Source organism: Lacticaseibacillus zhaodongensis (genome assembly GCF_009687905.1).
Lineage (GTDB): Bacteria > Bacillota > Bacilli > Lactobacillales > Lactobacillaceae > Lacticaseibacillus > Lacticaseibacillus zhaodongensis.
Window position 1 is genome coordinate 1 of record NZ_BLBG01000012.1, and the last position, 24715, is coordinate 24715.

Below are 24715 nucleotides of genomic sequence, written 5' to 3' on the forward strand. Positions count from 1 at the left end.
GTGGTGCATCGATCACCAACTTCTCCGCTCAGTCAGTATTCGCAACGCTCCAAACGTTGCTTTCAGACCGGCCAGATGCGATTTTATGTCCCAAATACCGAGGTGAATAATCCAGGTTGATTAACTACAGCCGGTGCGGCCACAGCGCCATCCGCAATCACGTACACAATCGTGCGGGTCACTGGCTTCGTCACCGTCTTTTGGCTGGTCGTGTGCAGCAAGTGCACGGTGAAGGTCTGGGTCGTGCTGTCGTCCGCGTCAAAAGTTGCGGCCGGATCGTAACCATCCGTTACCAGATCGTAGCCCGCGGCCCGGTATTGCTTAATTTTTGCCGCCGGGTCAAAAGTAATTGCCGTGCCCGTGTTTCCGGTCAGGGTGTCGGTGTGGAGCACCTTCTGGGTGGTGTCATCAAAGTAAACTAAAGCAGCGTGCTGAGCATCGCCATCCGTGTTGTCATAGTACTTATCCGGCGTTACGGATGCCCCTGCTGGCACCGCAGTCTTAACCTGCGGATCGGTGTCTGGCAGCTCGGCCGGGCGTTAAGTAACCGTCACGGTCGTGTCCGCAGCACCAAGCTGAACTGTCTGGGCCGGGACGGTGAACATATCCGTGCCGTACCCATTGAGCACTGGCGACTGCTGTGCAGGCAGGGTCAAAGCTGCTGGGTTGGGCTGGGTGATTGCAATCTGCTTGCCAGTCACATTATCCGTAATGACTGTCTGCGTGAAGTTAACGGTCTGGGTAACCGAAGCTGGAGCCGCAACCCCACCATCCGCAACCACGTAGTTAATTGTGCGGGTGACTGGTGTGGTGACGGTCTTTTGACTGGTTGTGTGCAGCAGGACCACGGTGAAGGCCTGAGTGCTAGCGTCATCAGTATCGAACTTGCTGTCGGCAGCGAAATCACTCTTGAGCAGATCGTAATGCTGGTCCAGATAGGTCTGAATTGCTGCCTGAGGGTTGTAGTCAATTGCCGCACCCGGCGCACCGGTTACTTGATCAGTTTTCAGGGTCGTGCCGGTCGTCTTGTCAACATAAGTGATGGTCGCTTTTTGCAGCGCGTGGTAGGTCACAGTGACCGCGATATTCTTTTGATCAGGCTTAACGGTTTGCGCCGCCACAGTCGCAATATCAGGCACGTAGCCGGTCAGTGCTGGCGTATCAACGGCGGCAAAAGTCTGGCTCGCCGGCGTTGACGGCCCGCTGGCAACAGCTTTACTAGTGACCTGATCGATGGTATCCGTGCGGGTAAAGTCCACCGTTTCGACTTTTGTTGCGGGTGCGCTAGCCTTACCGCCAGCGACCACGTAGGTAATGGTCCGCTGAACATGAGTAGTTACCTGCTCATCTTTGGTGGCATGCTCAAGCCGGACGACAAAAATCTGGGCGGTCTTGTCATCGGCATCATACTTGGCTCCGGCCGGGAACCCGTTGCTGATCAGTTTGTAACCCTGTCTGGTATATGAATCGATTCGCGCCTGCGCATCGTAAGCGATGGTCGTCCCACTGACACCACTGAGCTGATCCGCTCCCAGCGCGACGTGCGCTGTTTCGTCTAGATAGTTAACCACAGCTCTTTGCTTTGCTAACTTATTGTAGACCAGGGTAATCGTGCCGTTAGTGAGCTTGACGGTGTCTTTGTCATAGGCAGCCGTACCGGTTAACAGGCTCTTACTGTTATCAGTCAGCACGTAGCCGGTGAAGCTGTGCACTAATCCTAGTGCGTTCAGGTCGTAAGGCTGTCCAGCAGCAACGTTGGTCTGGGCATCATCACCGAGCTTGGTGCCGTCTTCAGACTGGTACTTAACGACTAGGGGCAGCTGCAACTGCTTATAATTAAAGACATAGGTTGAACTGCCAGCAGAGAAGGTCATGTCCTTCTTTGAAGTACTTGGAACGTAGCCAGCAATCGCTTTAGCAACAATAGTCACCGTTGTTCCGACGGTGCCGGTTTGAGTATCCGCCGGCAGCAGATCAACCGTTTTGCCACTCACATCCGTGGTCTGATACTTCACGGTGAGCGTGCTCTGCTGCGGAGTGAAATACAACTGAACCAGCTGCTTCTGCGCATTAGTTACCTGATAACTCTTAGGGTTGTTATTATCGGTGGTGTAACCGGCAACTTTAGTGTAGGCATCCCCCGTCAGGTCAACGGTAGAGCCGTACAGTGGGGTAAGGTTAGCATTTTTGATGTTAGCACCAGTTAGTTTGTTGATGTACGCAACCTGAACCTGCATCTGTGTCTTGTCGTAAATAAACTTGACGACCTCATTATTACTGTCAATGTAAGTGAAGTCTTGCGTAGCTTGCTCTGGCTTGTAACCCGCAATCTCCGGAGCAGTCAGCGTGATTTTGGCACCGACATCCCCCTTTAAGGTGTGGCTGTTCATCAAGCTGTTACCAGCCTGATCAACGTATTCAACCGTGACCATCCGCTGCGTCCGTACTTGGGTTGGCAGCTGGGTAATCCGGGCGCCAACGATTGCGCCACCTGTATCGTTCGCATAGGTGTACGCCGTAGCAGTTACCGCTGCGTCTTGACCCGTCTGCGTATCTGTTACCTTAACTGGCATTTCAACATCGAGAGCCGTGGCCGCGGGAACGGTATTGCCTTCGACCAAAACGCTACGGACCTTGCTCCAATCAGTGATTGCACTAGCGTCCTGGAAATCAACAGTTTGTGCAGCAGTCAGCGGCGTGCCATCAGTGACGGTGTAGGTATTGGTACTGTATTTAACAGTCGCCCCCGCCGGGTCAGTAACCCCACCGGTGAGTTGTAGCGTGTATGCCGCACCATCATTTTTGCTTGGTAAGGTGACCATCGTGGTGTAGTTGTTAATTGGCGCACTGGTCCCGTTGTAAACGTACGCCCGGATAACACCGGTATTTTTGTCATCATCGGGGTAGAACGTTGCAACACCACTATCATCTGCCACGTACTCAGGCTCACCATCTGCCTTAATTCCGTTGGTCAGGTAAAGTGTTGTTGGCACTGATAACTTCCAAACTGCTGTTGTGTTGATATTGTTATTACCTGCGTACAACTTGTTTAGTCCTAATGCCTCCGCATCCTGGGCCACCACTGTATCTCCGTTTGCGGCGACTGCTGCCGGCGTTAGGGTCTTGCCGTTAGCGCGATTCCAAAAGGTCTCATCAATTTGATTATTCGGCATGCCAATCAAAACTTGGCCGTAATCATCTGGCGCCAGGGTTGGATCATCACCAACAACCACGTCTGAATTAACCTTCATGGTCACCCAAATGTTGTTAACGATTGGATTCGAGCTTGCACGCCCATTCGCAGCGTTATTCAGACTGTAGCCGGCAGGAACTGCAATTTTCAGGTATTGTGTTCCGTCTGCCTCAGTTAGAACGCTGGTGTTGTTATTAAAGTTATCAGTTTTCTCGTAGGTTGCATGCGTAGGTAGGCGCACATAAAGAATTACCCCTTCATCTGCATTAACATATGTCTGCTGACCGGCATCAAAGAAGGGATCAACTCTGAATTCGAACTCATCACCAGCCTGCACAGTGTGACTAGGTGCATCAATTGAGTTATCCTGCTGATAAATCGTGTGGTCTGGCGTCAAGGTTAGCTTAGTTCCATCGAGTTGCTTGGTAGTGCCACTGGCGTCCTGATAGCTCACATCAACATGGTAAGCAGTATCCGTTGCCGGTAAAGCATTCGTGGTTAAATTAGGATCGATGCCAACCGTCCCGAAGGAAGAATTGACCATCTTGTTAACTTTCAGCACATACTTCTTGATACTACCGTTAACCGTTGGATCCCACACAATATTGTCGTTTTTATCATAATTCAGCTGGTTCAACCCAACCGTTGCTAGTTCATTACCGTCTGCATCAACCGCACTGATTGTTGCATCCAGTCCCCGGTCACGTTGTGCAACATCCGCGTTAATCAGGATCGATTTGGAGCTCAGACCATCTGGAACACTGACGGTCCAAGCTCCGCCCTGATCACCAGTTGTATTCTTGCTAATGTAAATCATGCCGCGCTGGTTAACGTTGTACTGATTAACGTCATTTGGACCAACGTAGACCTTACCAGTGCCACTGCCAAAGACGACCTCACCATCGTCCTTGTTCTGATAACTAACTTGAAAGGCATCCGGTTGCTTAGTAGGGTCCGCGCGCTGCACCGTCATTGGTGTGTTAGCTTCTTTGGTAACACTACCGTACTTGGTACTAATAGTTGCGGTCGCTTTGGCAGTGGCAGTTGCGGTTCCTGTCCCATCGGTGGTTAATTTACCAACGAAATATGTTGAACGATCAAGCGAATTTGCATTTGTATAACCGGCTGCAATGGCCGCACCAATATTTAATTTGGCAACAACATCCGCACCGGGAGCAGACTGGGAAAAGTCGAAAATTGACGCATGATTGCGTTCATTTTCCAATTGATTGCTTTCAGATGGATCTAGAACAAAGCCGTCTGGAACCGGGATCGTGTAGGTGTAATCATTGACGTCTGTCAGCGGGATGGGATCGCTGTAATAACTATCAAATTCGGACGCAAACTCCTCGTTAGTAGAAACAGTCTTAGCCGCGTTATCCCCCTGAGTTGTGTACTGATCATAATCGAGTGAATCAAGAGGGTGCATATTGTACGTAGTTTGGACGGCAACGCTTTTGGCAACCTTGTTGTTCAATGCAACCGTAAACTGACCCTGGTTAACATTTTGCATTGGTGCAGAGTTCGTGCTGACGTCTATGGAAAACTTGACAGTAGAATTGTCAGCTGTTGCGGTGTAATTAACCGTTTGCCCCTGCGTTGACTTATTGAGACCATTAACAACGTCAGCCCGCGACACAGTCTGGAACGCAGGCGTGGTGATGGTAATTACATCATCTTTTTTCAAGTCAGTGGCCGCAATTGTAACTGTGTGCAGCTTTGGCGTGTTACCAGAGGGATTGATGTTGAAAATACCATCGTACGTGTCCGTGACAGTGTCGACATCCTTACCGTCCACCTGAACGCTAATAGCTTCAACATTATCGTTTAATGACTTGTACTCAACTTTCGGTGCCGCAGAGCTGGTCACTATTGCCTTCTTAACACCCGCTTGATTAGCAACTTTGTTAGGGCCATCCGTATTGTTCGTGGCGGTATCACTTGTAGCTGACTGCGTAGCGCTGCCCTCAGTTCCTGCAACCGCCGTGTCAGGGGCCTTAGTGCCCGCATCTGTCGTACTTGCTGCCGGCGTAATCGTTCCGGCAGGCTCATTGGTCGTGGTGTTCGCAGTTGTTGCGGGTGCTGCTGCCTTTGCATCTGGCGCGGCATCTGTACTTGTTGTTGTCTTATCCTGAGCTGAAGTGGCAGGAACGGTGTTAGCTAGTGCATTAGCCGTCTTGATGTAGTGCACCGTCACCGCACTGCTGCTGTCAGTAGCGCTTGGCGTTGCCGCGACCACCGTTGCCATATCTGCAGTCTGCCCAGCAACGGTTGGCGCGCTAACGGCTGCGAACGCACTAGCGCCAACTGCATGCCAAGTACCGTGCGCATCTTGGCTCAGGGTGACACTTTGCACGGTGTCAGGACTAACGCTCGCGCCATCCGCCCCAACGTAGTGAATGGTCCGCGTGATGGTTTTCGTAACCACCTTATCGGCCTGCTGCGTATTCGCCGCAGTCTGTTCTTCAGCTGGGTCTGTCGTCGCGGCAGCCACACTATGCACATGACTACCGATGTTGGTCACGGCAAAAGTGGCGATAACTACACCGGCAATCACCCAGCCGTGCTTATCCTTATACATCCGATAACGAACTTTACGCTCAACAATATTATTTTTAGTCTTCATGAGTTACTCCCCCTCAAGTGCAAGCAAAACGTTAGTTATCTTTTTCTTCACCCCTAGTTTTAAAGGAATCCAGCAATATTCGTGGTCAATATTGCATAAAATGTTTAGTCTATTTTGAATCTCCACTATTGTAGTTAATGGTTACGATAACCTATCGTTAAATGGATTTGCTTCACAAAATTTTGCGCACGAAAACAGGGTGCACCACAGCTTCCACTGCGATGCACCCTGCTATTAATTCTAACGTTTACTTCATCATCCCCGCCGCATACGAATACTGCTTACCGACGTTGATGTCGTACTGAATCATCTGGTAGTCATGGAACAACTGTTTCTGTTTCTGACTGAGCTTCTTGTAATCCAATGTTTGGCCTTGGTCATTCACGAAGGTCGTGCCGTACGTGCTGCTGTCCCGAGAACTAACGGTTTTCGTCCACTGGGCGGGCAGCTGGTTGTGCGTTTGCGTCAGCAGTTCAGAGTACGGGTCGACCTTGATGTTACCCTGCTTGAGCGCCATGGCAATGAAGTCGTTGGGACTGACCATGGTGTCTTTACCCTGCATTTTGCGGGCGCCGTGTTCGCGGGCGTACTTGTTACTGTAGATGAAGTAGTCCGTCTTGTGCATGAGCACCTCATCGGTCAGACCGGCGTAGATGCCCGGCAGGTGGTCGCCGTAGAAGACCCAGATGATCGGCTTATTGATTTTGTCGATTTTGGCCTTGAACGCCTTTACCGCTTGATCGGTGTAGTTGATTCCCTGCGCGTAGGTCTCGATTTGCGACTTACGCGCCGTCAGCGTGGCGGTCGATGCCTGCACCTTGAACTTGCTCTTGTACCAGTCGTTGAACGGCATGTGGTTTTGAATCGTGATCAGGTTGATGAACTGGCCACCCTTGCGCGCGTTGATCTGCGCCAGCGCGTTGGCGTAGGATGTGCGGTCGGACATGTACGGACTTTTGCCCAAGCGATGCTGGTCAATGATCGGGTACTTGCTGTCGAGGTAAACAAACTTGTTGAACTTGAAGCGCTGGTACACCTCGGGCCGGTTGTAAAAGCTACCGGTGTAAGGGTGAATGGCGCTGGCATAATTAAAGTTATTGCCAATGTTCGGGTTCGCCTTGAGCTTCGGCACCAGTTGCGTGTAGGGCGTGTTGATGGTGCTATCAAAATTCCCATTGTTGAAGCCGGTCAGCGTCATGTATTCCATGTCCGCGGTGCCGCCGCCGTAGCCAAAACTCATCATGTAACCGCTCGTGGTTTGCTTTTGCAGCTGGTGAATGTACGGAATTGGGTCGCGGTTAAAGTTCAGCTGCGGAATTCGGGTTGGGTCGGCAAAACTCTCGGAGAGGTTAAACAGCACCGTCTCGTTCTTCAGTAGCTTGCTGCGGTGTTGATTTTGCTGATCCGCCGCCCGCTGGTACTTGCGCACGATGCGCAGCACGGCCGCCTTGGAGTAGCCGCTCGGTTTGGCCATCGCGTGCACGTCTAGGCTGGTCGCAAACTGCATGATTGGCCCGTTCGCCTGCGCAAAAGTCAGCTCGTTGTTGTTCTGCAGCGACACGCCCATGCTGGTGATGACGTTGCGGCTGTAGTTGAAGTTGTGGTTCAAGGTGCCAAGTGAAACGATGTACGCCGCCGCCAAGCCAAACTTGAGCACCCGGTACAAGAGCGGCTGGTTAAGTGGCTTAGCCCGGTGCTGTAAAATCCCGATGGCCACCGCCGCGGCCACAATGGCGATGACTGCAACGCTAACGAGCACCGGATTCAGCATCCCCATCAGCTCGGAAGTCGCCTTGAGTTCCGACAGGTCAGACGGGACGATGGGCTCGGAGCGCTCAGCAATTTTGATCACACTCGCCGCCGCGATGCCGAGGCCGATTGCCACCGTTGTCAGCAGCGACGTCCAGTAGCGGTCCGTCAGGCTGAGCAGGACCCAATAGATGGCCAGCAGTGCGATCGTACCGACCAGCATGTTCGGCGTCAGCAGCAGGATCGTCACGCTGAAGATGTTCAGGTTCGGCGTGGCCGTGCCCTCCATCGTCTGGAAGGACTGGTTCATCAGCAGCGCGCTGGCAACCTGCACGCAAAACAGCAGGCCGAACGCGAGCAGCGGCCGCCAGTAGTGACCCCACAAACTGCCCAGACCCGCCCGCCAGGTGGTCGCAAAATGCCGCCACGCATCGGTTGGGCTGAGCTGCCAGTTGCGGTCCAGCTGCCGCCACAGCCAGGTCCGTTCGGCCACCGCAGTCGCCAGTAGCGCCGCCACCGCGGCCACAACGGCGAAAACAATTGCTGCAGGGACAAGCCAGAACAAGTGCAGGGCGGCAAAATCGAGCTCCAGCTTGCCGAACGCACTCGCGGTGGCGCTAGACCAGGTGCCCCCGGCCATCAGCAGCGCCCCCGCCCACACGGCGAAGCGCTGCCCGCGGTCGCTCTTTTGCAGCTGGGTGCTAGTCCCTATCAGGTCCGCACTGGCCGATAAGCGCAATGCCCAGCGCACGATGACCAGCGCGGGCAAAACTGTCAGTGGCGATAGCATGCCCACAAAGCGCGAGGAGCTCTCAATGTTCAAGTTGGCCGACTGCATCCAGTAGCCGTAGCCAATCGTGCCGGCACCACCAAACAGGAACCATAGTAGGTTGCGGGCGGGCAGGTGCACGCCGTTATCCACTGTCACGAGCCCCAGCGCGGCGATCACCGCTACGCCAAGGACGCTGCTGCCGTTGCCGAGCATGAAAATGTCCTTATTGAACACTAAGGGTACCGTCAGCAGGAACAGCCCGAGCGTCCGCAGCTCCCGTTCGTGCAGCCAGCGCTTCAGTGGCGGCTGTACGCAAACGTAAAGCAGTACCCCCGTGATGAGTGGCTGGGAGTTGCGCAGCAGTGGCAACAGTTGGTCGTAAATCGCCGCCCGGTTCAGCAGGTGCACCGTGGTGAAGTTCAGCAGCAGATATGTAATGCCTGTTAAGTAGGCAAGGATGTAAAAATGGCCGCCGTCCGCAACCTTCAGCGGCTTGCGTGCCAGCGCGACGGCAGCCCAAATCAGCCCCGCCAAGCAGAGGATTGATAAACCATACTTCAGTAGGGTCCCCTCAATCCACAGTGGGGTCGGAATTGACGCATTAAGCGTGTATTGTAAGGCGCCGTGCACACCGTAAGTTAGATAATAAACAATCACCGCGCCCAGCATGACAATGCTGATCAGCGCGGTGACCACGGGGCGCGACTTGTGTTGGTCTGTTCCGTCCATCGTTTTATTTTCTTTCTTAATCACATTTTTTATAAGGTAACTATTGTTGTTAATTTTAACCCAAAATCATGGGCAAGCAAGACGGCCGCAGCCGCCCTGACCGCAAACTGCCTAGTTGTCACAATTAGTTGGCGTGCTGCGCGTGTGGCCGGTGCCCTAAGTAGTCAGCACCGTACTGATCGGCGAGGTAGCGTTCGATTTCGCGCTGCATCCGGGCCACACTCGGTGCTTGCGCCTGGGTCGGGTTGACCAGCAGGCAGAGCGTCCGGGCAAAGGGTTCGGAGAACGGATAGGTGTTGACCGAACCGACCAGCTTGTTCAGGGCCAGCTGCGGCAAAATGCCCATTCCGAGGCCAGACTCCACCATCGACAAGATGGACTGGTCATCAATCGAATAGGTGATGGAGTTGGTGGAAACGTGGTAGCGGTCCAGCGCCATTTTGGTATCACGGTCATAATCCTGTTGTTGCAGGATAAAGTTGCGCTTGGCGATGTCATCATCATCGACGTAAGTCTTGGCGCGCGGTACAAAATCACTGGGTGTCACACAGTAAATCGGATCTTTAAGCAGTGGCTCGACCGTCACGTTGGCGTTCACCGGCAGCAGCGAAAAGCCAATGTCGATGGTCCCCGTCCGCACCTCTTCAGCTATGTCGTTGAACCCGGCCTGGACCACTTCAATCTGCACTTGCGGGTAGCGCTTTTTGTACGCGCGAATGATCGGCGGCAGCCAGTTGGTCGAAACCGAGGAGAACGCCCCGATCCGCACGCGGCCGGCCGCCAGTCCGTTAATATTGTCGGCGACCTGCTGCAGCTGGTCTTCCAGGTTCAAAATACCTTGGATCACCGGTAGGACGGTGCGGCCGTCACTGGTGAGCTCCACCCCGCTGCGGCTGCGGATGAACAGCGGGAAGCCGAGTTCGGTCTCCAGCTGACTGATACTGTGGGACACCGCGCTGGGAGTGACGTTGAGGGCACCGGCTGCTTGGGCGAAGGTACCGTAGTTGACGACGGCGGCGAATACTTGATACGAAAAACTAGCCATGAATTTACTTACCTTTCTTGGTGCTGTGACGGTTAAAACCGGGTGGTGCGCGCCTCTTGCTCCCGTTTCGCCGGCGGTAGTGACAGACAGGCATGCTGGGGCCGGGTTCAAGCCTCGGAAAATCGCCGAGTCTTGACCCTGAACTACGAGCCCGCCGTGTTGTCGCACATAACCGCGATAAACTAGCAATAGTGACTATTATCTTACAAGCGGTCTCTCCGTTCTCCCCGATAATCAGCGAAAAGCACGCTGATTATCGTTTCAGCATGGTCACTACCGCCAGCTACACTCCGCAAGAGGAGCGCACCACACTTAGTTAGCTGTCCGAAGGCTACTCTGTTTGCAGTCATAGAGTTCTTCGGTAAACCGAAAGCTATTCTTGCATACGCCATTGTCCTAGAATCAGCTTAGCCAAGCAGCACCAAATTAATCATGGAATTAGTTTAGCATAAAAGATGAGCCGAATTCACCTCAAAATGAAATAGTTGAGTTTTACTTACGTCAATGTAGCATCTACCATAGAAAACGTAAACAAAACCGTTTCGCTGCACAACAATTTTCGCGCAATCAATTAATAATCTTATCAAAATGGAGGACTTACCCATGCGTTTAGCTAATCGTATCGACGTTAATTCAGATTCTGGCTTAGAGGCACTGCTGGCCGCCCCGGCGCAAGGGCAAGTCTCTCTTGCTGGCGGACTACCTGACCCCGAGCTGTTCCCCGACACCCAGATTGCGGCGGGGTTTGCGGCGGCGATGCAAACAGACTCTCAGTGTGCGCTGCAATACGCTAGCGCTAGTGGTTACGCACCCCTCCGCGCTAAATTAGCAGAACGCATGCGCCGCGACGGTATTGACTGCGCAGCTGAAAACGTCATGGTAACGCAGGGTGCGCAGCAGGCCCTCGACCTCGTGGCCCGCATGTACATTAACGAAGGTGACGGACTAGTCGTTGAAGGGCCCACCTATCCCGGCGCCCTCGCCGCGTTCGATACTTACCAGCCGCAATACTACACAGTTGCCATGCAGGAAGACGGGCTCGACATCGGCCAGTTGCGGCGGATTTTGCAGCAACACGCAATCAAGTTGCTGTACACGGTTCCCGATTTTCAGAATCCGACTGGCACCGTGATGAGCATGCTCAAGCGCCGGCAGCTATTACAGCTAGCCAACCAGTACGACTTCATGATTCTGGAAGACGCCCCTTACCGCGACCTGCGCTACCGCGGCATCAGTCTCCCCACCCTGCGCGAACTCGACAAGAGTGACCACGTCATTCACGTGCGCAGTTTCAGCAAAATCCTCTCACCAGGATTGCGCCTCGGCTGGCTCACGGCTAGTCAGGACATTTTGAATCAGCTTGTTAGCCTCAAAAGCGGTGCGGATCTTGAATCCAGCAGCCTGATGATGCGGGCCATTAACGCGTACATGGATGCCAATGACCTTGACGCCCACGTTAACGCTCTGCGCCACCGCTACGCTGAAAAGTGCGCCGCGATGGTTGATACCCTCGTAGCCAACCTGCCCGCAAACGTTCAGTTCAGCCGGCCAGATGGTGGCTTCTTCGTTTGGGTCCAGTTGCCAGAGGGCTGCGACAGCGAGGTCATTTTGAGTGACTGCAAAAAGGCCGTAAGTTTCGTGCCAGCAACCACACTTTACCCTAGCCACACCATCAAGAACGGCATGCGGCTGGCATTCACGAACCCGAGCGTTGCTGAAATCAAACGGGCCTGCACCGAACTGAGCGCGACGATCCGCGTATATGTAGGGGCGGATATAGCAGCGCAGAGTAAGTAAAATAATTAACGCCTATTGAACGCAAAAAGTGACCAGCTCATCGAAAAGCTGATCACTTTTTTGATTGTCTAAATGAATTTACTTAAAGCTGACGTACTGCCCATCGATGTACTGGTCCCCACCGAGGTTGTAGTAGAGCTCATCGTCGATAAAGACGTAACCGAATGTCTTCCAACTCGTGCCATTCTTGGCCTTCTTGAGCGTACCATTAGCATTCTTCAATGGCTTGAGGGCTCGGTTCCAAATCTGCACACCGGAACCTGGAACGTACTTAACGGTCACCTTACCAGTCTTCTTAACTAGCTTCATTGTCTTGGAGTAGCCAGTACCGGCGAGCGCATTGGTCTTAGCACCCGTGAGCGTTCCCGTTGTGGCCTTGACCCACTGGTTACCGCCAAGGTCGTAGTAGAGATCACCGTTCAGTGTCATCTCGCCGAAGACCTTCCACTTGCTGCCGTACTCGAGCGGGTCAGCGAGACTCCAAACACCTTCCTTGCTGTACATCATTGAACCCGTTTTGCCCGCGGTGAAGACACCGCTGATTTTGGTAACTGCTGGGGCTGCATTGTTGCCACTGTTGCTGGTGAACACACCTAAACCGGCAGCGACGTACTGATTACCACCAACGTTGTAGTAAAGTTCAGAACCCAACTTTTTGGCGCTGAAGACCTTCCACTTGGAGTTGAGGCTCAAATGCTTACCTGTATCTTTGCCGTCCGCGGTACTGATGGAGGCTGTGATGTTCTTGACCGTGAAGGTGCCGATCGTGCTCATCTTGGCAGTAGCGGTTGTGCTGGTGCTAGTTGCGGCAAAACTGGTGACGGTGCTAGCTGCAACGGGTGCGATGGTGATTGCCGCGACCGCAACTGCAGCAATCGTGAATTTCTTATTAGTTATAAATAATTCTTCCTTTACGTATTGGTTGTGATGAATGATTGCGGTAAATGCTATTAGAAGTATTCCCACGTATATTATAGTCCAGTTACTAACCCAGCGGACCTATCTTTAGCAGAACGTAATCTATTCAATTTACCAACTAATTTTGCATAGTAGTGACTAATAGCAATTACAACTCATCCGTGGTGCCCGTGCACAGTATCGTGCGTGATGTCGGTGCCGGGGTGGATCAGGTAGCGGGTGTCGCGCATCTCGATCCTCAGTTTGCTCATCCGCCGCAGTGCCGCCAGCATTTCCTTATACAGCACCGGGTCGCGGGCAAAATGCACCAACTCGTAGCTGCGCGTCAACTTGGTCCGCTGCTTGCGCGTGTACAAAAAGAAGGAATAGATGTCTTCAAAATGATTATCGACGACAACTAACCAGTATAAGTAACGGTATTTACGCAGGAAGTAATGCTCATAGTTGGCGCGCATTTCTCTTTCTTCTGCGAGCACATAATTCCTCCTTTGCTGCTATGTTTTAGCCGTGATGGCCGCCGACCAACCCGGCCCGCTTGATAGCGGTGCCGCCAGCGGTCTTGGAGTAGCCCCTGACAACCGCCTTGTATCCGTAACGGTCGCGTAAGGTATCGATAGTTTTTTCAAGCTGGCTGCGGGCGGCCGCCTCAGCGACCGGTTCGAACAATGATAATTGCATGGTGCTGCAGGTACTGATGCGCCCGGCGCGAACGCCCACGTTGCGCAGGGCGTTCCCGTGCCACTTCTTCTCAAACAAGTAACGAACGGCTCTGATCAAGTCATCGGTGCGGTTGCTCGGATCAATGACCGTCTGCGCTCCGAAGCCATTTTTGCCCGCCGCATCAGGTTCCGCGTAGCCGATGTAGATACCAACGATTTCGCACTGCACCTGGTGCTTACGCAGGCGGGTGGCCACCTGGTCGGCAATTTCGCTCAGCACCGTCTCGATGTCTTCACGCTTGGTGTAGTCACGCATCAGCACCTGGCTGTTGCCGTAACCTTTGTTCTCCGCGCGGGGAACGTAGCGGCGGCTGAGGTCGGAATAGTCGATGCCCCAAGCGTTGTAGTACAGTTGCAGGCCCATAACCCCCAACTTGGCCTTGAGCTGGCGCTTATCGGCGTGCGCCAGGTCGTAAAGATTGTGAATTCCCATGGCCTCGAGCCGGGCGGCATAATGACTGCCGATGCCCCAACAATCCGTGAGCCGCGGGATTTTCCAGATTGTGTCCGGCACGTCATCGTAGGACCAATACGCCCGCCACGGCGCCTCGTCCTTGGCCGCGTTGTCCAGCGCCAGCTTGGCCAGCAACGGGTTGTCGCCCATCCCCACCGTCGTCACAATGCCGAACTTCTGGAACACCTTGTCCTGAATCGCCGCCGCGATATCTTCGTTGCTACCGAACAGCTTGTGCGAATCGGTGACATCAATGAAGGACTCATCAATCGAGTAGGGGTACCAGTGCTCATCGTCGGTGTACTGGCGGTAAATCTGGTTGATGCCGTAGTTCTTGCGAATATAATCCGCCATCCGTGGCTCGGCAAGCTCGATGTCCATGTCATCGTTGACCTGATAGCGCCGGGTGCCGAGCTTGACGCCGTAATCCCGCTTGGTACTGGGACTGGCGGCGAGAATCAGGCCGCCCTGCGACTCCTCGTTACTGAGCACGGCAATTTTGGCTGCCAGCGGGTACTCCCCGCGGCGGATTGCCTCCACCGACGCGTAGAAAGACTTGCAATCGATGCACATGATGTCATGAACGGGTAGCCGGCGCGGATCGTCCAGCGGGGTGCTCATGCTGCCCACCACTTCTCCGGTTGCAAAATGTCCACGTGCCGCGTGTCCGCGATGTTGAAGGCACGGACTCTACCGTCTTTAGTCTGCAGGTAGCCCTGCCCATCCGCGAGGCCCACGCAGGCCCCCTCAATCGGTGCGAGGTAGTGGCCATCCGCAATCACGTTCGACTGCACTGACAGTACCAACCCGTTCTCCCAGGCCTCCTGCACGCGCGTGTTGATGAGAGCGTACGATTGCTCAGCTTGCGGCTCCGCGGGGATATTAGTACGGGCTTCCTTTTCCATGTAGGCGGAATGGTCGCTCAGGATCCAGCCCATCCACTTCATCATGCAGCGGTCGTCGTATAACCACAGCTCACGCGGGACATCTCTACTCATTCTAATCATCCTTTCACGGCATTTTTTACAAACAGGCGTTTGCTTTACCCACATTATACGAACATACGTTTGCTACTGCAAGTCCCGATTTTGTTTTCTGCGTATCAAAATTATTTTGGTTGCCTCGGATAACAACATTTATATTGCTATTGCTACCTGCTAATAGGACAATATTAGTTGGTACAATCTGAGGGATTAATTTTGGAGGAGACAAAATGAAGACAAACATCGTTACGCGGCTGGGTAGACGCGTTACCAAGACGTTTGCGCTCGCCGTCACCATGCTGGCGGTCGGCGCAGGCGCAAGTACTATTAACGCGCAGCCAACCAATGCCGCAGCTAAGACTGGGACTTACGCCTGGTTTGCGGCCCAGAACTACAAGGGCAAGCAGACCATCACGGTATCTGGTAACAAGCCAACTTTTAGCAAGAATGACCTGAGCCTGAAGCGCGGCGCATGGGCAACTTACGGCAACCTGGACCGCTACAACCGGGCCACCGCCGCTAACGCCATGCTGAACAAGCGCCTCATGCCGACTAAGGAACGCGAGCCACTTTACATCAACCCAACTGGCTGGCACAACAAAAAAATCGGTAAAACTTACCTGTTCAACCGTAGCCACCTGATCGGTTACCAGCTCACCGGGCAGAACAACAACCCGAAGAACCTCATCACCGGGACTGCATTCCTGAACGCGCCAGCAATGGAGCACTACGAGAACACGGTCGCCGGTTACTTGCGGGCCCACAGCACGTCCTACATCCGTTACCGCGTTGAACCAATTTTCCGTGGCAAGGAGCTGCTCGCCCGTGGGGTCCACATGATGGGCCAGTCCGTTGGTAGCAATGCCGTCCGCTTCAACGTTTACATTTTCAACGTGCAAAAAGGCGCCACGCTCAACTACGCAACTGGGAACAGTACCGTCAGTGGTGTTGCCAGCACGCCGGCGAAGAAGGCACCCGTTAAGCGAGCTCCTGCTAAAAAGGCAACGGTTAAAAAGGCACCGGTTCGGCACGTGACCAAGAAGGCGCCGGTCAAAAAAGCCGCACCCGCAACGAACCTGAACCGCACTGTGTACGTGGTTAAGAACAGCAAGGTTTACCACTTCAACCGCCACTGTGTCGCACTTCGCCGTAGCAAGCACGTCTACACGATGACCTTGCGCCAGGCAAAAGCACAGGGCCACACCCGTCTGTGCAAGGACGAATACTAGAACTGCAAAATTAGATAACGTAAAATGAAAAGCAGCTCGCAATCCGGATTTGGATTGCGGGCTGCTTATTTGATTTTACGATAACGCTTGTGATGATGATTTACATATTCACCGTAAATAAATTGACGTATGGGTTTGTCCCATCAGCACCAGATACGAAAGCACGCATTTGTATCTCTGCAGTCTAGTCGTTAACTTGAATGCGTTTTGAATACAGCACGTAAATTAGCGTAAACATAAGCATTTGAAGTTCCATATAATAATTGTGTCACCCATCTCCCAGTGACTGGGGGGAGGTGAAAACATGTATTTTGTTCTATCGAACCTCATTTTCCCGCTCGTCGTCGGAATGCTCCTTGCAGTGTTTGAGCGGTGGCTGAATAAACACGACGACTAGGGTGACAATTCAGCCTTTTGGCACCATAGTAGCGCTCTCCACCAAGAGCGCTACTTTTTTGCACAAAAAAAGCCTGTTGCCACCACAACAAGCTTTTTCGAGGCAAAAAGCATGCACTCGTTCTATCTATGGGCATTATATCATGAATTCACACTCACGCAATACAAGTTGCTGCCGCTTTAGCATTAAAAAGTGATTGCTACCAAAGCTGCCAGCTCTTTGCAGCAAAAAAGCCTGCCGCCGCCAGACAACAAGCTTTTTAGAAGTGAACCACATGGGCACCCTCTTATCCACGGCGATTATATCAATGAAGCCAATTTTGCACAACACTAATTGGACTTCTAGCCACATCCGAAATTTTCAGGCACATAGAAAAATGGCACCCGCTGGTTAGACGGGCACCATTTAAGGGGGTAACTGCGGGCTGGTTAGGCCCTACCTATTGCCACATTTCATCTTGGTAGAATTGTATCACGCAAGCAATTTAACAATCAATTCACTGCGTTTACTTAGCCGCACCGCAGTAACCGTTGCAGGCACACTTATCATCCGTAAGCATCCGACAATGGCAAACGCCATCCTTGCTGGCGCAGCGGCAACCGTCATGGCAGGTCATCCCCGCGTGGCAAAATGGATTAACGGCTTGGCTCTGATTATGGTTCTGATCTTCTGCAGACATTATTTTCGCTTCCAAGATCTGACTAGTAAACCAACATTTTCTGAATCAGCGGCCTACTTTTTGTCCGCTGCATCCTTCTTATCAGAGCTAGGTTCCTCAGGCTTCGGCGTTTCCGCATCCGCGTCATCTCCGGCAGCCGCCGCCACGGCCTTATCCCGGCGCATGAAGTTGAAGAACGTAATTCGGGGCTCCTCAACCAAACAAGCCAAAATGGTTTTGATGACCGCGTAAACGGGGATGCCCAGAATCACACCGAGCAGGCCGAACATGTTCCCCGCCGTCAGCAGTAATACCAGCACGGTCAGCGGGTGGATCTCCATCGACTTGCCGATCACGTTCGGGTAGACAAAATTGTTGTCGATCTGTTGCACGGCAACGGCGACAATCACGGCAAAGACAACCTGTTTCCAAGACACCGTGGACGCCACCAGCACGGCGGGAATCGCACCGAGCCACGGCCCGATGTACGGCACCATGTTCATGATCCCGGCTGTGATCCCAATAACCAGAGCATAAGGCGTACCGCTGATGGTGTAACCAATGCAGCTCAGGATGCCGACAATCAGCATGTCCGTGAACTGGCCGGTGAAGTAACTATCCATCGTCGCGTTCATTTTGTGCAGAAGGTTCGCAACGAACTTGCGCCAGCGCGGCGGGGTGAACCGCTGCAGGCTTGGGGACAGGCGGTCGCCATCCTTCATGAAGTAGAACAGGACCAGCGGCGCCATGAAGACGTTCACCAGCGCGTTGCCAATGTGGCCGACCACCGCGCTGAAGGTGATAGCACCGGTGCTCAGGTGCTTGCTGGCAAACTTGAGCGCCTCACCCTGGTTTAAGTTGATGCTGTTCAGAATATCCTGAATGTGCAATTCGGCGGCCAAATTGCTCTTGGCAAAAGTCCGGACAAAACTCTCCGTGTCCTTCAAGAAGGCCGGAATGCTGTTGACCAAGCCAACGACCTGGTCCACGACCTGTGGAATCAGGTAGGCTAAGCCGCCGACAATGATCAAGACAAGGAACACGAAGGCCATCACGTTCGCTGCCCGGCCGGTAACGTGGAGCTTGCGCAGCAACTTCACCAGTGGTTGCAGCAGGTAGTACAAGAAGCCCGCAATCAAGAACGGCCCCATAATGGTCGACAGGAAGGTGCTGATGGGTGTAAACAAGAAGGAAATTTTGGTGCAAACAAAGATCAGCGCCGCAATCACCAGCAGCAGTAGGCCCACTAGCAAGCCTTTGACAACGTTGTTCCACGATTCATGTTTCATGGGGCCACCTCGATTCGTTGATTTTTCCGGATAGATAACACTTAGTTTCATTATACACACCCGGCGTACGGATTCCTCATGCAAAAGTCGGAAAAGCGGCCGCTCAATTGCCGGTGCAGACGGTTTTTGGGGCCGCGAGCTGCCATTGCCGCTCCGTTCGCGCCGCGACCAAGGGCTCAGCTTGGCCAAAAGCAATGACGGCCATGGCAAAATCAGCGGCGATGAGCGCGTGCCGTTTCACGTGCGGCGTCAGGCTAGCCTGGTGGCAGAAACGGTAAAATGCTTTGGCTTGAGGTGCGGCGGCCGCCCGGTATTTTGCCATCATTTACGTCGCCAGGGCGTGCACAAGTCGCACTTGCTGGGCAGCCGGGTTCGCGGCCGCCGCGACCCAGGTTTCATAGCGCCGCCGGTAGCTTGGGGCCAGCTGCTGGAAGAACGCCAGTGCATCCTTATCTGCGGCCAAGAATGCGGGTAGAGTAGTTGCCATTAGTGCTGGCCCCGGTGGATGATTTTGGTGACCGGGCGCCCCTTGGCCAGTTCATCGACCACCTTGTCTAGCTCGCGGACACGCCGCATTAAGGGGTCGGTGCTGGTTTCGACCCGCACCCCGCAAACAACACCGGTGATTGCGGCCGCTTCAGCCCGCCACGGTGCGCGCTGGCAAAATTCAGCAACCGTTTCGGTCTCAGGCAGGTTTTGCAAAGTAGCAGCGGGCACACCGGTAAACGCGGTCAAAACTTCGTCCAGCTCCGCTTGCTGGCGGCCTTTGCGCGTAATTTTTTGCAGGTATAGGGCGTAGATGCGCTGCATTGACATGGTGCCGATTGGTTTGGGCATGGAGAGGGCTCCTTTCAGGTAGGGGACGGGTGATAAGGACAGTATAACGGACCGGTGGATTCGGGAAAATAAAAATTCACCCTGAACTAAGGAAAATGTTCAGGGTGAATTTTACGTTAATGCTCAGGAGCTAAGCGGCTTGGGGATAACTCGCATTACATTGATTTATTTTCTAGCTTACGGTGTCTAGTCGAGCTCCGCGGGGCTGCCTCTTGAACTTTTGCAACTTGTTGCCATTAGTTCAAAGGACAACGTAGTGAAGGTTGCGGCTAGCTGACACCGAACCTAATTGGCATTAGGCCCAGTGTCCTCTAGTCCTCACCTTCAAACCGCCCCGCTGCGCTCTAATTTACACTGTCCATCGCCCCCGGCCACTCCGTTGTCCATTCCACTACGGGCAGCAAGCTGCACTAGTGGAAGTGGCGACTTTGGACCGATCTGAATAAGAGCTAATCGGTGCAAAGTCGGCCACCTTCGCCTCGCTACGGATGTAGGAGAGTAAGCGGTGAACCGCCAACTCTCCCAGCATCTGAACGTGCGGCAAAAGCCAGCTCCTTCCGCTTAACAAAAAATTCACCCTGAACACAAAATACATGTGTTCAGGGTGAATTTTACGTTAATGCTCAGGAGCTAAGCGGCTTTTGCCGCACTCCCTACTTAATATACGCGGTCTTGTAAGACCACTGCGTACCAGCGGTGTTGTGGACGATGCCCTTCACGTTGCTCTTTTGCATCCATGAGTAAACACTCTGGTACAGCGGTGTTACCGCCTGGTCGTTGGTCAGCAGCTTGCTGGCCTGGACCATGTCGCCCCAGCGCTTGGCCGCGTCATTTGCGTCCGTCGTGCTGGCCTTGGTCACAAGGTCGTTGTACTGGGCGTTGTTGTACTTACCAACGTTGTAAGAAGAATTATTGCCCATGATTTGCAGGAAGGAAATCGGGTCGTTGAAGTCGGCACCCCAACCGGTCAGGGCGATGTCAAAATCACCCTCGGTCCGCAGCTGCTGCGCTGACTGAGTTGGCACCGTCTTGATGACGATTTTGATTCCCGGCATCAACTTTTCGAGCTGGGCCTCAACGTACTGGACAACTTCCTTAGTCGCGGGGTCATCCCCGTTGTCGGAGCCCGCCAGCAAGGTGATTTTGGCGCTCGTCACGCCCGTTGCCTTCTTGGCGGCGGCCCACTTCTTAGCAACTAACTGCTTGTTGTAAGTGTTGGCCCCACTAACCTTCTGGTCAACGGAGAAGTCCTTACCCGTGGTCGGGTTGCTTGCCAAGTCACTAGCAACCATCCCCGTTGGGATCAGCGTGTTGACGCCGACCACCTTCTTGGCGAGAGTCTTGCGGTCCAGCGCCGCAGACACGCCCTGACGGAAGTCGCGGTTGTTAAACAGTTTCTTCAGCTTCGGGTCGTGGTCGCGGAAGTTGTAGGCCATGAAGCTGACGTAAGAGTAGGCGTAGGTGTGGTACTCCTTGTTGCGTGCGTAGTTAGCCACCTGCGTTGGGTCCAGCTGGCTCATGTCGACTTTGCCGGTCTGGTAGAGGTCGAGGCTGGTCGTGTTGTCGTTGACCACGTGGTAGGTGATCTTGTGCAACTTGACCTTGCCCTTATCCCAGTAGTTATTGTTCTTAACAAAAGTCCAGTCGTTCGCGGTCCCGTTCCACTTGCTGACCTTGAATGGGCCGGAGTAAACACTGTACTTGGCGTTCGTGCCGTACTTCTTGCCGTACTTCTCCGCCACGGCCTGGTTCTGCGGGCCAAACAGCGGGTAGGCCATCAGGACCTTGAAGTAGGCGATCGGCTGGTCGAGCTGGACCTGCACCGTGTGCTTGTCCAGCGCCTTGATGCCCAGCGCGTCCGGCGCCATTTTGCCCGTTGTGATGGCACTCGCGTTCTTCACGCCGTCAAAGAGGTAGGCGTATGGTGAGGCCGTCTTCGGGGTGACCGTGCGCCGCCAGGAGTAGACAAAATCCTGCGCGGTGATGGGGTCGCCGTTGCTCCACTTGGCGTTCTTACGGATGGTGAAGGTCCAAGTCTTGCCGTCCGCACTCTTGGTGCTGGACGCGGCGAGACCGGCGATGGCCTTGCCCTTCTTGCCCAGGCGGTAGAAGCTTTCGTAGACGTTCCCAGTCTGGCCAAAACCGGTCGACTTGGAAATATCGATCGTGTCGAGCTGCGCGGCGGCGGGCAGCTTGAGCGTTTGCTGCTGCTTGGCGCTATCAGCGGACTTGCTGCCACATGCGGCCAGCAACACCGCGGAGAGCAAGGTAACGGTCGCGACACTAAATAACTTATAATTCTTCTTCATAAATTGGTTTCTCCCAACGTGTGGTGTGAGCCGAGCCCACCGCCACTTTTACCGGGCACTAGCAGTCCGCTAGCGAGAGGTTCTTGCTACGCGGCCACTGGCACCGTTAGATTCAATTCCATACACGCGCACTGACAACAGCAACACATATATGACCACCCCCAGAATATCCTTCGTTTCGGTTGTGCAAATGCGCAACCCGCTGGCTTTTATTATCGCAGATTAACTTATCTTTAGTCAATGAATTTGCCCGGACAATCCCGGGGGTGCTGTCCCCACGAGCGGGTAATAACAATCTTAATTGCGACTTCACTCATTCTTAAGTCGCTTACGGACAACGCCGTGATACGCTAAACTGATTCCAAGGCTTGTGGAAACTGAATTATTTTGGAGGGTAAACATCATGGCACAAACGATTTTACTAGTTGAAGACGAAGATGGGCTGGTTACCTATTTGCGGTCCGAGTTGCAATTTGAGGACTACCAGGTACTGACCGCCGGCACCGGCACGGAGGCGCTACGGGTTTACGCGGCGCACAAGGACGAACTGGACCTGATTATTTTGGACTGGATGCTGCCCGAACTGGACGGACTCGAGGTCATGCGGCGGATCCGGCGCCACGACAACATCCCCATCATCATGATGACCGCCCGCGATTACGTCGGTGATAAGGTTGCCGGGCTCGACAACGGTGCCGATGATTACATCACCAAACCCTTCGAAATCGAGGAGTTCCTCGCCCGCCTGCGCGTCATCATGCGGCGCAAGGGGCGCAGCCACCCCGCAGCAAATAACTACCAGGTTGGCGACCTAGAGCTCGACGTCAAGGCGCGCCGGGTCACCCGCGGCAAGCATCAGGCCGAGCTAACCCAACGTGAATTCGCACTGCTACGGGTGCTGATGCAAAATAGCGGCGAACCGCTGACGCGCGACGAGCTGCTGGACCAGGTCTGGGGCGCCGACTACAGCGGCCAGCCCAACATCGTTGACGTCTACATCCGCTACCTGCGCGGCAAAATTGACCTGCCCGCCCACCAGAGCATCATCCACACGGTGCGCGGCGTCGGTTACGTGATTGAAGGCGGTGAATGATGCGCAAAAGAAAACCCCGGGTCCGCTCCAGCGCGGCCCGTATCAGCCGCACCTACGTGGCCCTGCTGACAATCGTCATGCTGAGCACGGCTCTGGCCACCGTCAGTGCCGTGGGGCTGCACCTCGTCCGCAACAAGCGGGAGGACGCGACCCAGCTGATGACCGTCCTCAAGAAATCATTTTCCGACTACAAACCCGACTGGGATTACTGGCGGGACACCGCACCGATCAACGTCCACAGTACTTTTGTGCGCGTCAGTGTGACCAAGGCGAACGGGCAGAAACACTTTTTCTACTCCCACAACGCCCACCACTTCCTGCAGTACAACTGGGAATCGCTGCCCATCCTCAAAAATATTCAGTACCAGCCAGCCCGCGGCATCTACTACCACACCACCGACAAGGTTGCGTACACGGGCCACCTCACCGTGCGCTATGAGGTCTGGCTCAGCCTGAACAACGTCATCCAGCTGTTCAAGCTGATTTTGGAGGTGATTACCCTCATCACCATCATCGGAATTGCAATCGGCATCTGGCTGACGATCCTGCTGGCCAAACGCCTGAACCAGCCGCTGGTCGACCTGACCACCGCGAGCCAGAACATCAAACAAGTCGCGAATCCGGAGCAGGCTGAATCGCTACCGGTGCCGGCTGAGCCCCAGGAAGTCCACAATCTCGCCGCCCAGTTCAACAAGCTGCTCGCGGCCCAGAACCGGCAGCTCGTCCGCGACCACCGCTTCGTTTCGGACGCATCCCACGAGCTGCGCACCCCGCTGGCGGCGATTCGCGGCCACATTGAACTGCTGCAGCGCCACGGCAAGCAGCACCCGGAGATCATCCCCGCTTCCCTGGCCACGATTGATACCGAATCGCGCAAAATGCAGGCACTGATTGAAAGCCTGTTGCAGCTGTCGCGAATGGACCAGGCACAATTGACGCTCCAGCCCTTTGACCTCAGCGCCCTGTGCAAGCAGGTGGCGGCGACCTACCAGAAACAGTTACCGCAGCAACTGATCGTTAAGGCCCCCGAACAGGTCACGGCAATGGGCGACCCCGAAACCGTCGAGCACATCCTGCTGGCACTACTGGCCAACGCCCGCAAGTACGCCCCAGAAAACAGCACGATTCTCCTTATAGTTGCGGCGGCGGGCAACACGGCCAAAATGGAGGTCCGGGACCACGGCGCTGGCATCAGTGCCGCGGACAAGCCCCGCATCTTCGACCGCTTCTACCGCGTGGACGCATCGCGCTCCAAGAAGATTCCGGGCACCGGCCTCGGTCTCGCAATCGTCGCGCGCCTGGCAGCCCTCAACCACGGCCAGGTAGCGGTCCACGACAACCAGCCCCACGGCAGTGTGTTCACGCTGGAATTGCAGCGCGTCCGGAAGAATCAGCTAGCTTAACAAAAGCTTTGCTATTGGGTCATTAATTTTTAAAATGCTGCTAAGCCAGCATTTGCAAGGCTAATCTTAAAAAATCTCATTTGTTGCTCAGCTTTTATAAATAGCGCCCCCTAAGGATGATTCCTAAACTGAAATTATCCTTGGGGGGCGTTTTTGTACAGAGCGGAACGGGGCGTTCTGAAACTGAGCATTAACGTACTCAAGTCCAAATGCTTGGGTTTAAGCGTTTGGATTTGAGTGGGTTAAGCGCAAGATTCAGCCCCGTGTAGCTCGACTCAGCACCGGCTGCTAGAAGAGCATCATTAAGCAGCTCGACTACGTGCAGAGCAGATCCCCCACAAGCAGATATTGGAGGCCAGTAGCCATTATGCACAAATATTTTGAGCAGCACCCGGCGGCGAGCTTCATCTTGCGCACCGCTATCTACGCCGCAATTATCCTCACCCTGGTTTATCTATACAGCTACCGCGGCGTTTCTGGAGCCCACTTCATTTACAACGAATTTTAAACCACGC

Annotated in this window: 20 protein-coding genes; 6 read left to right on the top strand and 14 right to left on the bottom strand. The window is 54.0% G+C overall.

Annotation, left to right across the window (positions count from 1 at the left end; translation table 11 throughout):
• Positions 1-83: 83 nt before the first annotated feature.
• From GN107_RS08420 to GN107_RS08435, 4 genes are all read right to left on the bottom strand, one after another.
• Positions 84-494, bottom strand: a complete 411-nt coding sequence (locus GN107_RS08420; protein ID WP_155287368.1) for a mucin-binding protein — start codon at positions 492-494, stop codon at positions 84-86.
• A gap of 45 nt (positions 495-539) precedes the next feature.
• Positions 540-5819 (bottom strand): mucin-binding protein, encoded by a 5280-nt coding sequence (locus tag GN107_RS08425; protein WP_155287369.1) that lies wholly within the window; start codon positions 5817-5819, stop codon positions 540-542.
• Between the two features lie 247 nt (positions 5820-6066).
• A complete protein-coding gene (locus tag GN107_RS08430) occupies positions 6067-9069 on the bottom strand; it encodes an LTA synthase family protein (RefSeq protein WP_155287370.1) in 3003 nt (1000 codons plus the stop codon).
• Positions 9070-9193: 124 nt separating this feature from the next.
• A complete protein-coding gene (locus GN107_RS08435; RefSeq protein WP_155287371.1) occupies positions 9194-10114 on the bottom strand; it encodes a LysR family transcriptional regulator in 921 nt (306 codons plus the stop codon).
• A gap of 603 nt (positions 10115-10717) precedes the next feature.
• Between GN107_RS08435 and GN107_RS08440 the strand changes: the two genes are divergently transcribed.
• Positions 10718-11911, top strand: coding sequence for an aminotransferase-like domain-containing protein (locus GN107_RS08440; RefSeq protein WP_196246297.1), 1194 nt, complete (start codon positions 10718-10720; stop codon positions 11909-11911).
• Between the two features lie 78 nt (positions 11912-11989).
• On the opposite strand, the gene GN107_RS08445 is transcribed toward GN107_RS08440, so the two are convergent.
• The 4 genes from GN107_RS08445 to GN107_RS08460 form a co-directional block, all read right to left on the bottom strand.
• Positions 11990-12877: an SLAP domain-containing protein gene (locus GN107_RS08445; protein WP_155287373.1), complete on the bottom strand. Its 888-nt coding sequence runs from the start codon at positions 12875-12877 to the stop codon at positions 11990-11992.
• Between the two features lie 107 nt (positions 12878-12984).
• Complete coding sequence (locus GN107_RS08450) at positions 12985-13305, bottom strand: hypothetical protein (RefSeq protein ID WP_155287374.1); 321 nt, start codon at positions 13303-13305, stop codon at positions 12985-12987.
• Between the two features lie 25 nt (positions 13306-13330).
• Entirely contained in the window at positions 13331-14623 is a 1293-nt protein-coding gene (locus GN107_RS08455) for a Y-family DNA polymerase (protein WP_155287375.1), read from the bottom strand.
• Positions 14620-15000, bottom strand: coding sequence for a DNA-directed RNA polymerase subunit beta (locus GN107_RS08460; RefSeq protein ID WP_155287376.1), 381 nt, complete (start codon positions 14998-15000; stop codon positions 14620-14622). The genes GN107_RS08455 and GN107_RS08460 overlap by 4 nt, the downstream gene beginning before the upstream one ends.
• A 215-nt stretch (positions 15001-15215) precedes the next feature.
• Here GN107_RS08460 and GN107_RS08465 point away from each other — a divergent pair, with 215 nt between their 5' ends.
• Together GN107_RS08465 and GN107_RS08470 are read left to right on the top strand one after the other, a co-directional pair.
• The gene (locus tag GN107_RS08465) at positions 15216-16214 is read left to right on the top strand and encodes a DNA/RNA non-specific endonuclease (protein ID WP_155287377.1); all 999 of its coding nucleotides are present in this window, start codon (positions 15216-15218) and stop codon (positions 16212-16214) included.
• Between the two features lie 304 nt (positions 16215-16518).
• Complete coding sequence (locus GN107_RS08470; protein WP_155287378.1) at positions 16519-16611, top strand: type I toxin-antitoxin system Fst family toxin; 93 nt, start codon at positions 16519-16521, stop codon at positions 16609-16611.
• A gap of 505 nt (positions 16612-17116) precedes the next feature.
• Here GN107_RS08470 and GN107_RS11315 read toward each other — a convergent pair.
• From GN107_RS11315 to GN107_RS08495, 6 genes are all read right to left on the bottom strand, one after another.
• A complete protein-coding gene (locus tag GN107_RS11315; protein ID WP_196246298.1) occupies positions 17117-17290 on the bottom strand; it encodes a hypothetical protein in 174 nt (57 codons plus the stop codon).
• Positions 17291-17343: 53 nt separating this feature from the next.
• Positions 17344-18558, bottom strand: a complete 1215-nt coding sequence (locus GN107_RS08475; protein ID WP_196246299.1) for an AI-2E family transporter — start codon at positions 18556-18558, stop codon at positions 17344-17346.
• A 103-nt stretch (positions 18559-18661) separates the two neighbouring features.
• The gene (locus GN107_RS08480) at positions 18662-18883 is read right to left on the bottom strand and encodes a putative immunity protein (RefSeq protein WP_155287380.1); all 222 of its coding nucleotides are present in this window, start codon (positions 18881-18883) and stop codon (positions 18662-18664) included.
• Positions 18884-19045 carry a YdeI/OmpD-associated family protein gene (locus GN107_RS08485; RefSeq protein WP_155287381.1) on the bottom strand — a complete coding sequence of 54 codons (162 nt, stop codon included), beginning with the start codon at positions 19043-19045 and terminating at the stop codon, positions 18884-18886.
• Positions 19045-19395 carry a DUF2200 family protein gene (locus tag GN107_RS08490; RefSeq protein WP_155287382.1) on the bottom strand — a complete coding sequence of 117 codons (351 nt, stop codon included), beginning with the start codon at positions 19393-19395 and terminating at the stop codon, positions 19045-19047. The genes GN107_RS08485 and GN107_RS08490 overlap by 1 nt, the downstream gene beginning before the upstream one ends.
• 653 nt (positions 19396-20048) lie before the next feature.
• A complete protein-coding gene (locus GN107_RS08495; protein ID WP_155287383.1) occupies positions 20049-21704 on the bottom strand; it encodes a peptide ABC transporter substrate-binding protein in 1656 nt (551 codons plus the stop codon).
• A gap of 403 nt (positions 21705-22107) precedes the next feature.
• Here GN107_RS08495 and GN107_RS08500 point away from each other — a divergent pair, with 403 nt between their 5' ends.
• The 3 genes from GN107_RS08500 to GN107_RS08510 all read left to right on the top strand — a co-directional run bounded on the left by GN107_RS08500 (position 22108) and on the right by GN107_RS08510 (position 24708).
• Complete coding sequence (locus GN107_RS08500; RefSeq protein ID WP_155287384.1) at positions 22108-22797, top strand: response regulator transcription factor; 690 nt, start codon at positions 22108-22110, stop codon at positions 22795-22797.
• Complete coding sequence (locus tag GN107_RS08505; protein WP_230678590.1) at positions 22794-24200, top strand: sensor histidine kinase; 1407 nt, start codon at positions 22794-22796, stop codon at positions 24198-24200. Before GN107_RS08500 ends, GN107_RS08505 begins: the two co-directional genes overlap by 4 nt.
• Before the next feature lie 367 nt (positions 24201-24567).
• On the top strand, positions 24568-24708 hold the full coding sequence (locus GN107_RS08510; RefSeq protein WP_155287385.1) for a teichoic acid D-Ala incorporation-associated protein DltX: 141 nt from the start codon (positions 24568-24570) through the stop codon (positions 24706-24708).
• Positions 24709-24715: the final 7 nt, after the last annotated feature.

What these genes read in the sequence shown, in the direction of transcription:
- GN107_RS08480 (WP_155287380.1), bottom strand. Translation starts at nt 18,883, where the DNA reads ATGATGGCAAAATACCGGGCGGCCGCCGCACCTCAAGCCAAAGCATTT.
- GN107_RS08500 (WP_155287384.1), top strand. Translation starts at nt 22,108, where the DNA reads ATGGCACAAACGATTTTACTAGTTGAAGACGAAGATGGGCTGGTTACC.
- GN107_RS08460 (WP_155287376.1), bottom strand. Translation starts at nt 15,000, where the DNA reads ATGAGTAGAGATGTCCCGCGTGAGCTGTGGTTATACGACGACCGCTGC.
- GN107_RS08440 (WP_196246297.1), top strand. Translation starts at nt 10,718, where the DNA reads ATGCGTTTAGCTAATCGTATCGACGTTAATTCAGATTCTGGCTTAGAG.
- GN107_RS08435 (WP_155287371.1), bottom strand. Translation starts at nt 10,114, where the DNA reads ATGGCTAGTTTTTCGTATCAAGTATTCGCCGCCGTCGTCAACTACGGT.
- GN107_RS08425 (WP_155287369.1), bottom strand. Translation starts at nt 5,819, where the DNA reads ATGAAGACTAAAAATAATATTGTTGAGCGTAAAGTTCGTTATCGGATG.
- GN107_RS11315 (WP_196246298.1), bottom strand. Translation starts at nt 17,290, where the DNA reads ATGTCTGCAGAAGATCAGAACCATAATCAGAGCCAAGCCGTTAATCCA.
- GN107_RS08455 (WP_155287375.1), bottom strand. Translation starts at nt 14,623, where the DNA reads ATGAGCACCCCGCTGGACGATCCGCGCCGGCTACCCGTTCATGACATC.
- GN107_RS08510 (WP_155287385.1), top strand. Translation starts at nt 24,568, where the DNA reads ATGCACAAATATTTTGAGCAGCACCCGGCGGCGAGCTTCATCTTGCGC.
- GN107_RS08465 (WP_155287377.1), top strand. Translation starts at nt 15,216, where the DNA reads ATGAAGACAAACATCGTTACGCGGCTGGGTAGACGCGTTACCAAGACG.
- GN107_RS08430 (WP_155287370.1), bottom strand. Translation starts at nt 9,069, where the DNA reads ATGGACGGAACAGACCAACACAAGTCGCGCCCCGTGGTCACCGCGCTG.
- GN107_RS08470 (WP_155287378.1), top strand. Translation starts at nt 16,519, where the DNA reads ATGTATTTTGTTCTATCGAACCTCATTTTCCCGCTCGTCGTCGGAATG.
- GN107_RS08475 (WP_196246299.1), bottom strand. Translation starts at nt 18,558, where the DNA reads ATGAAACATGAATCGTGGAACAACGTTGTCAAAGGCTTGCTAGTGGGC.
- GN107_RS08485 (WP_155287381.1), bottom strand. Translation starts at nt 19,045, where the DNA reads ATGGCAACTACTCTACCCGCATTCTTGGCCGCAGATAAGGATGCACTG.
- GN107_RS08505 (WP_230678590.1), top strand. Translation starts at nt 22,794, where the DNA reads ATGATGCGCAAAAGAAAACCCCGGGTCCGCTCCAGCGCGGCCCGTATC.
- GN107_RS08490 (WP_155287382.1), bottom strand. Translation starts at nt 19,395, where the DNA reads ATGCCCAAACCAATCGGCACCATGTCAATGCAGCGCATCTACGCCCTA.
- GN107_RS08495 (WP_155287383.1), bottom strand. Translation starts at nt 21,704, where the DNA reads ATGAAGAAGAATTATAAGTTATTTAGTGTCGCGACCGTTACCTTGCTC.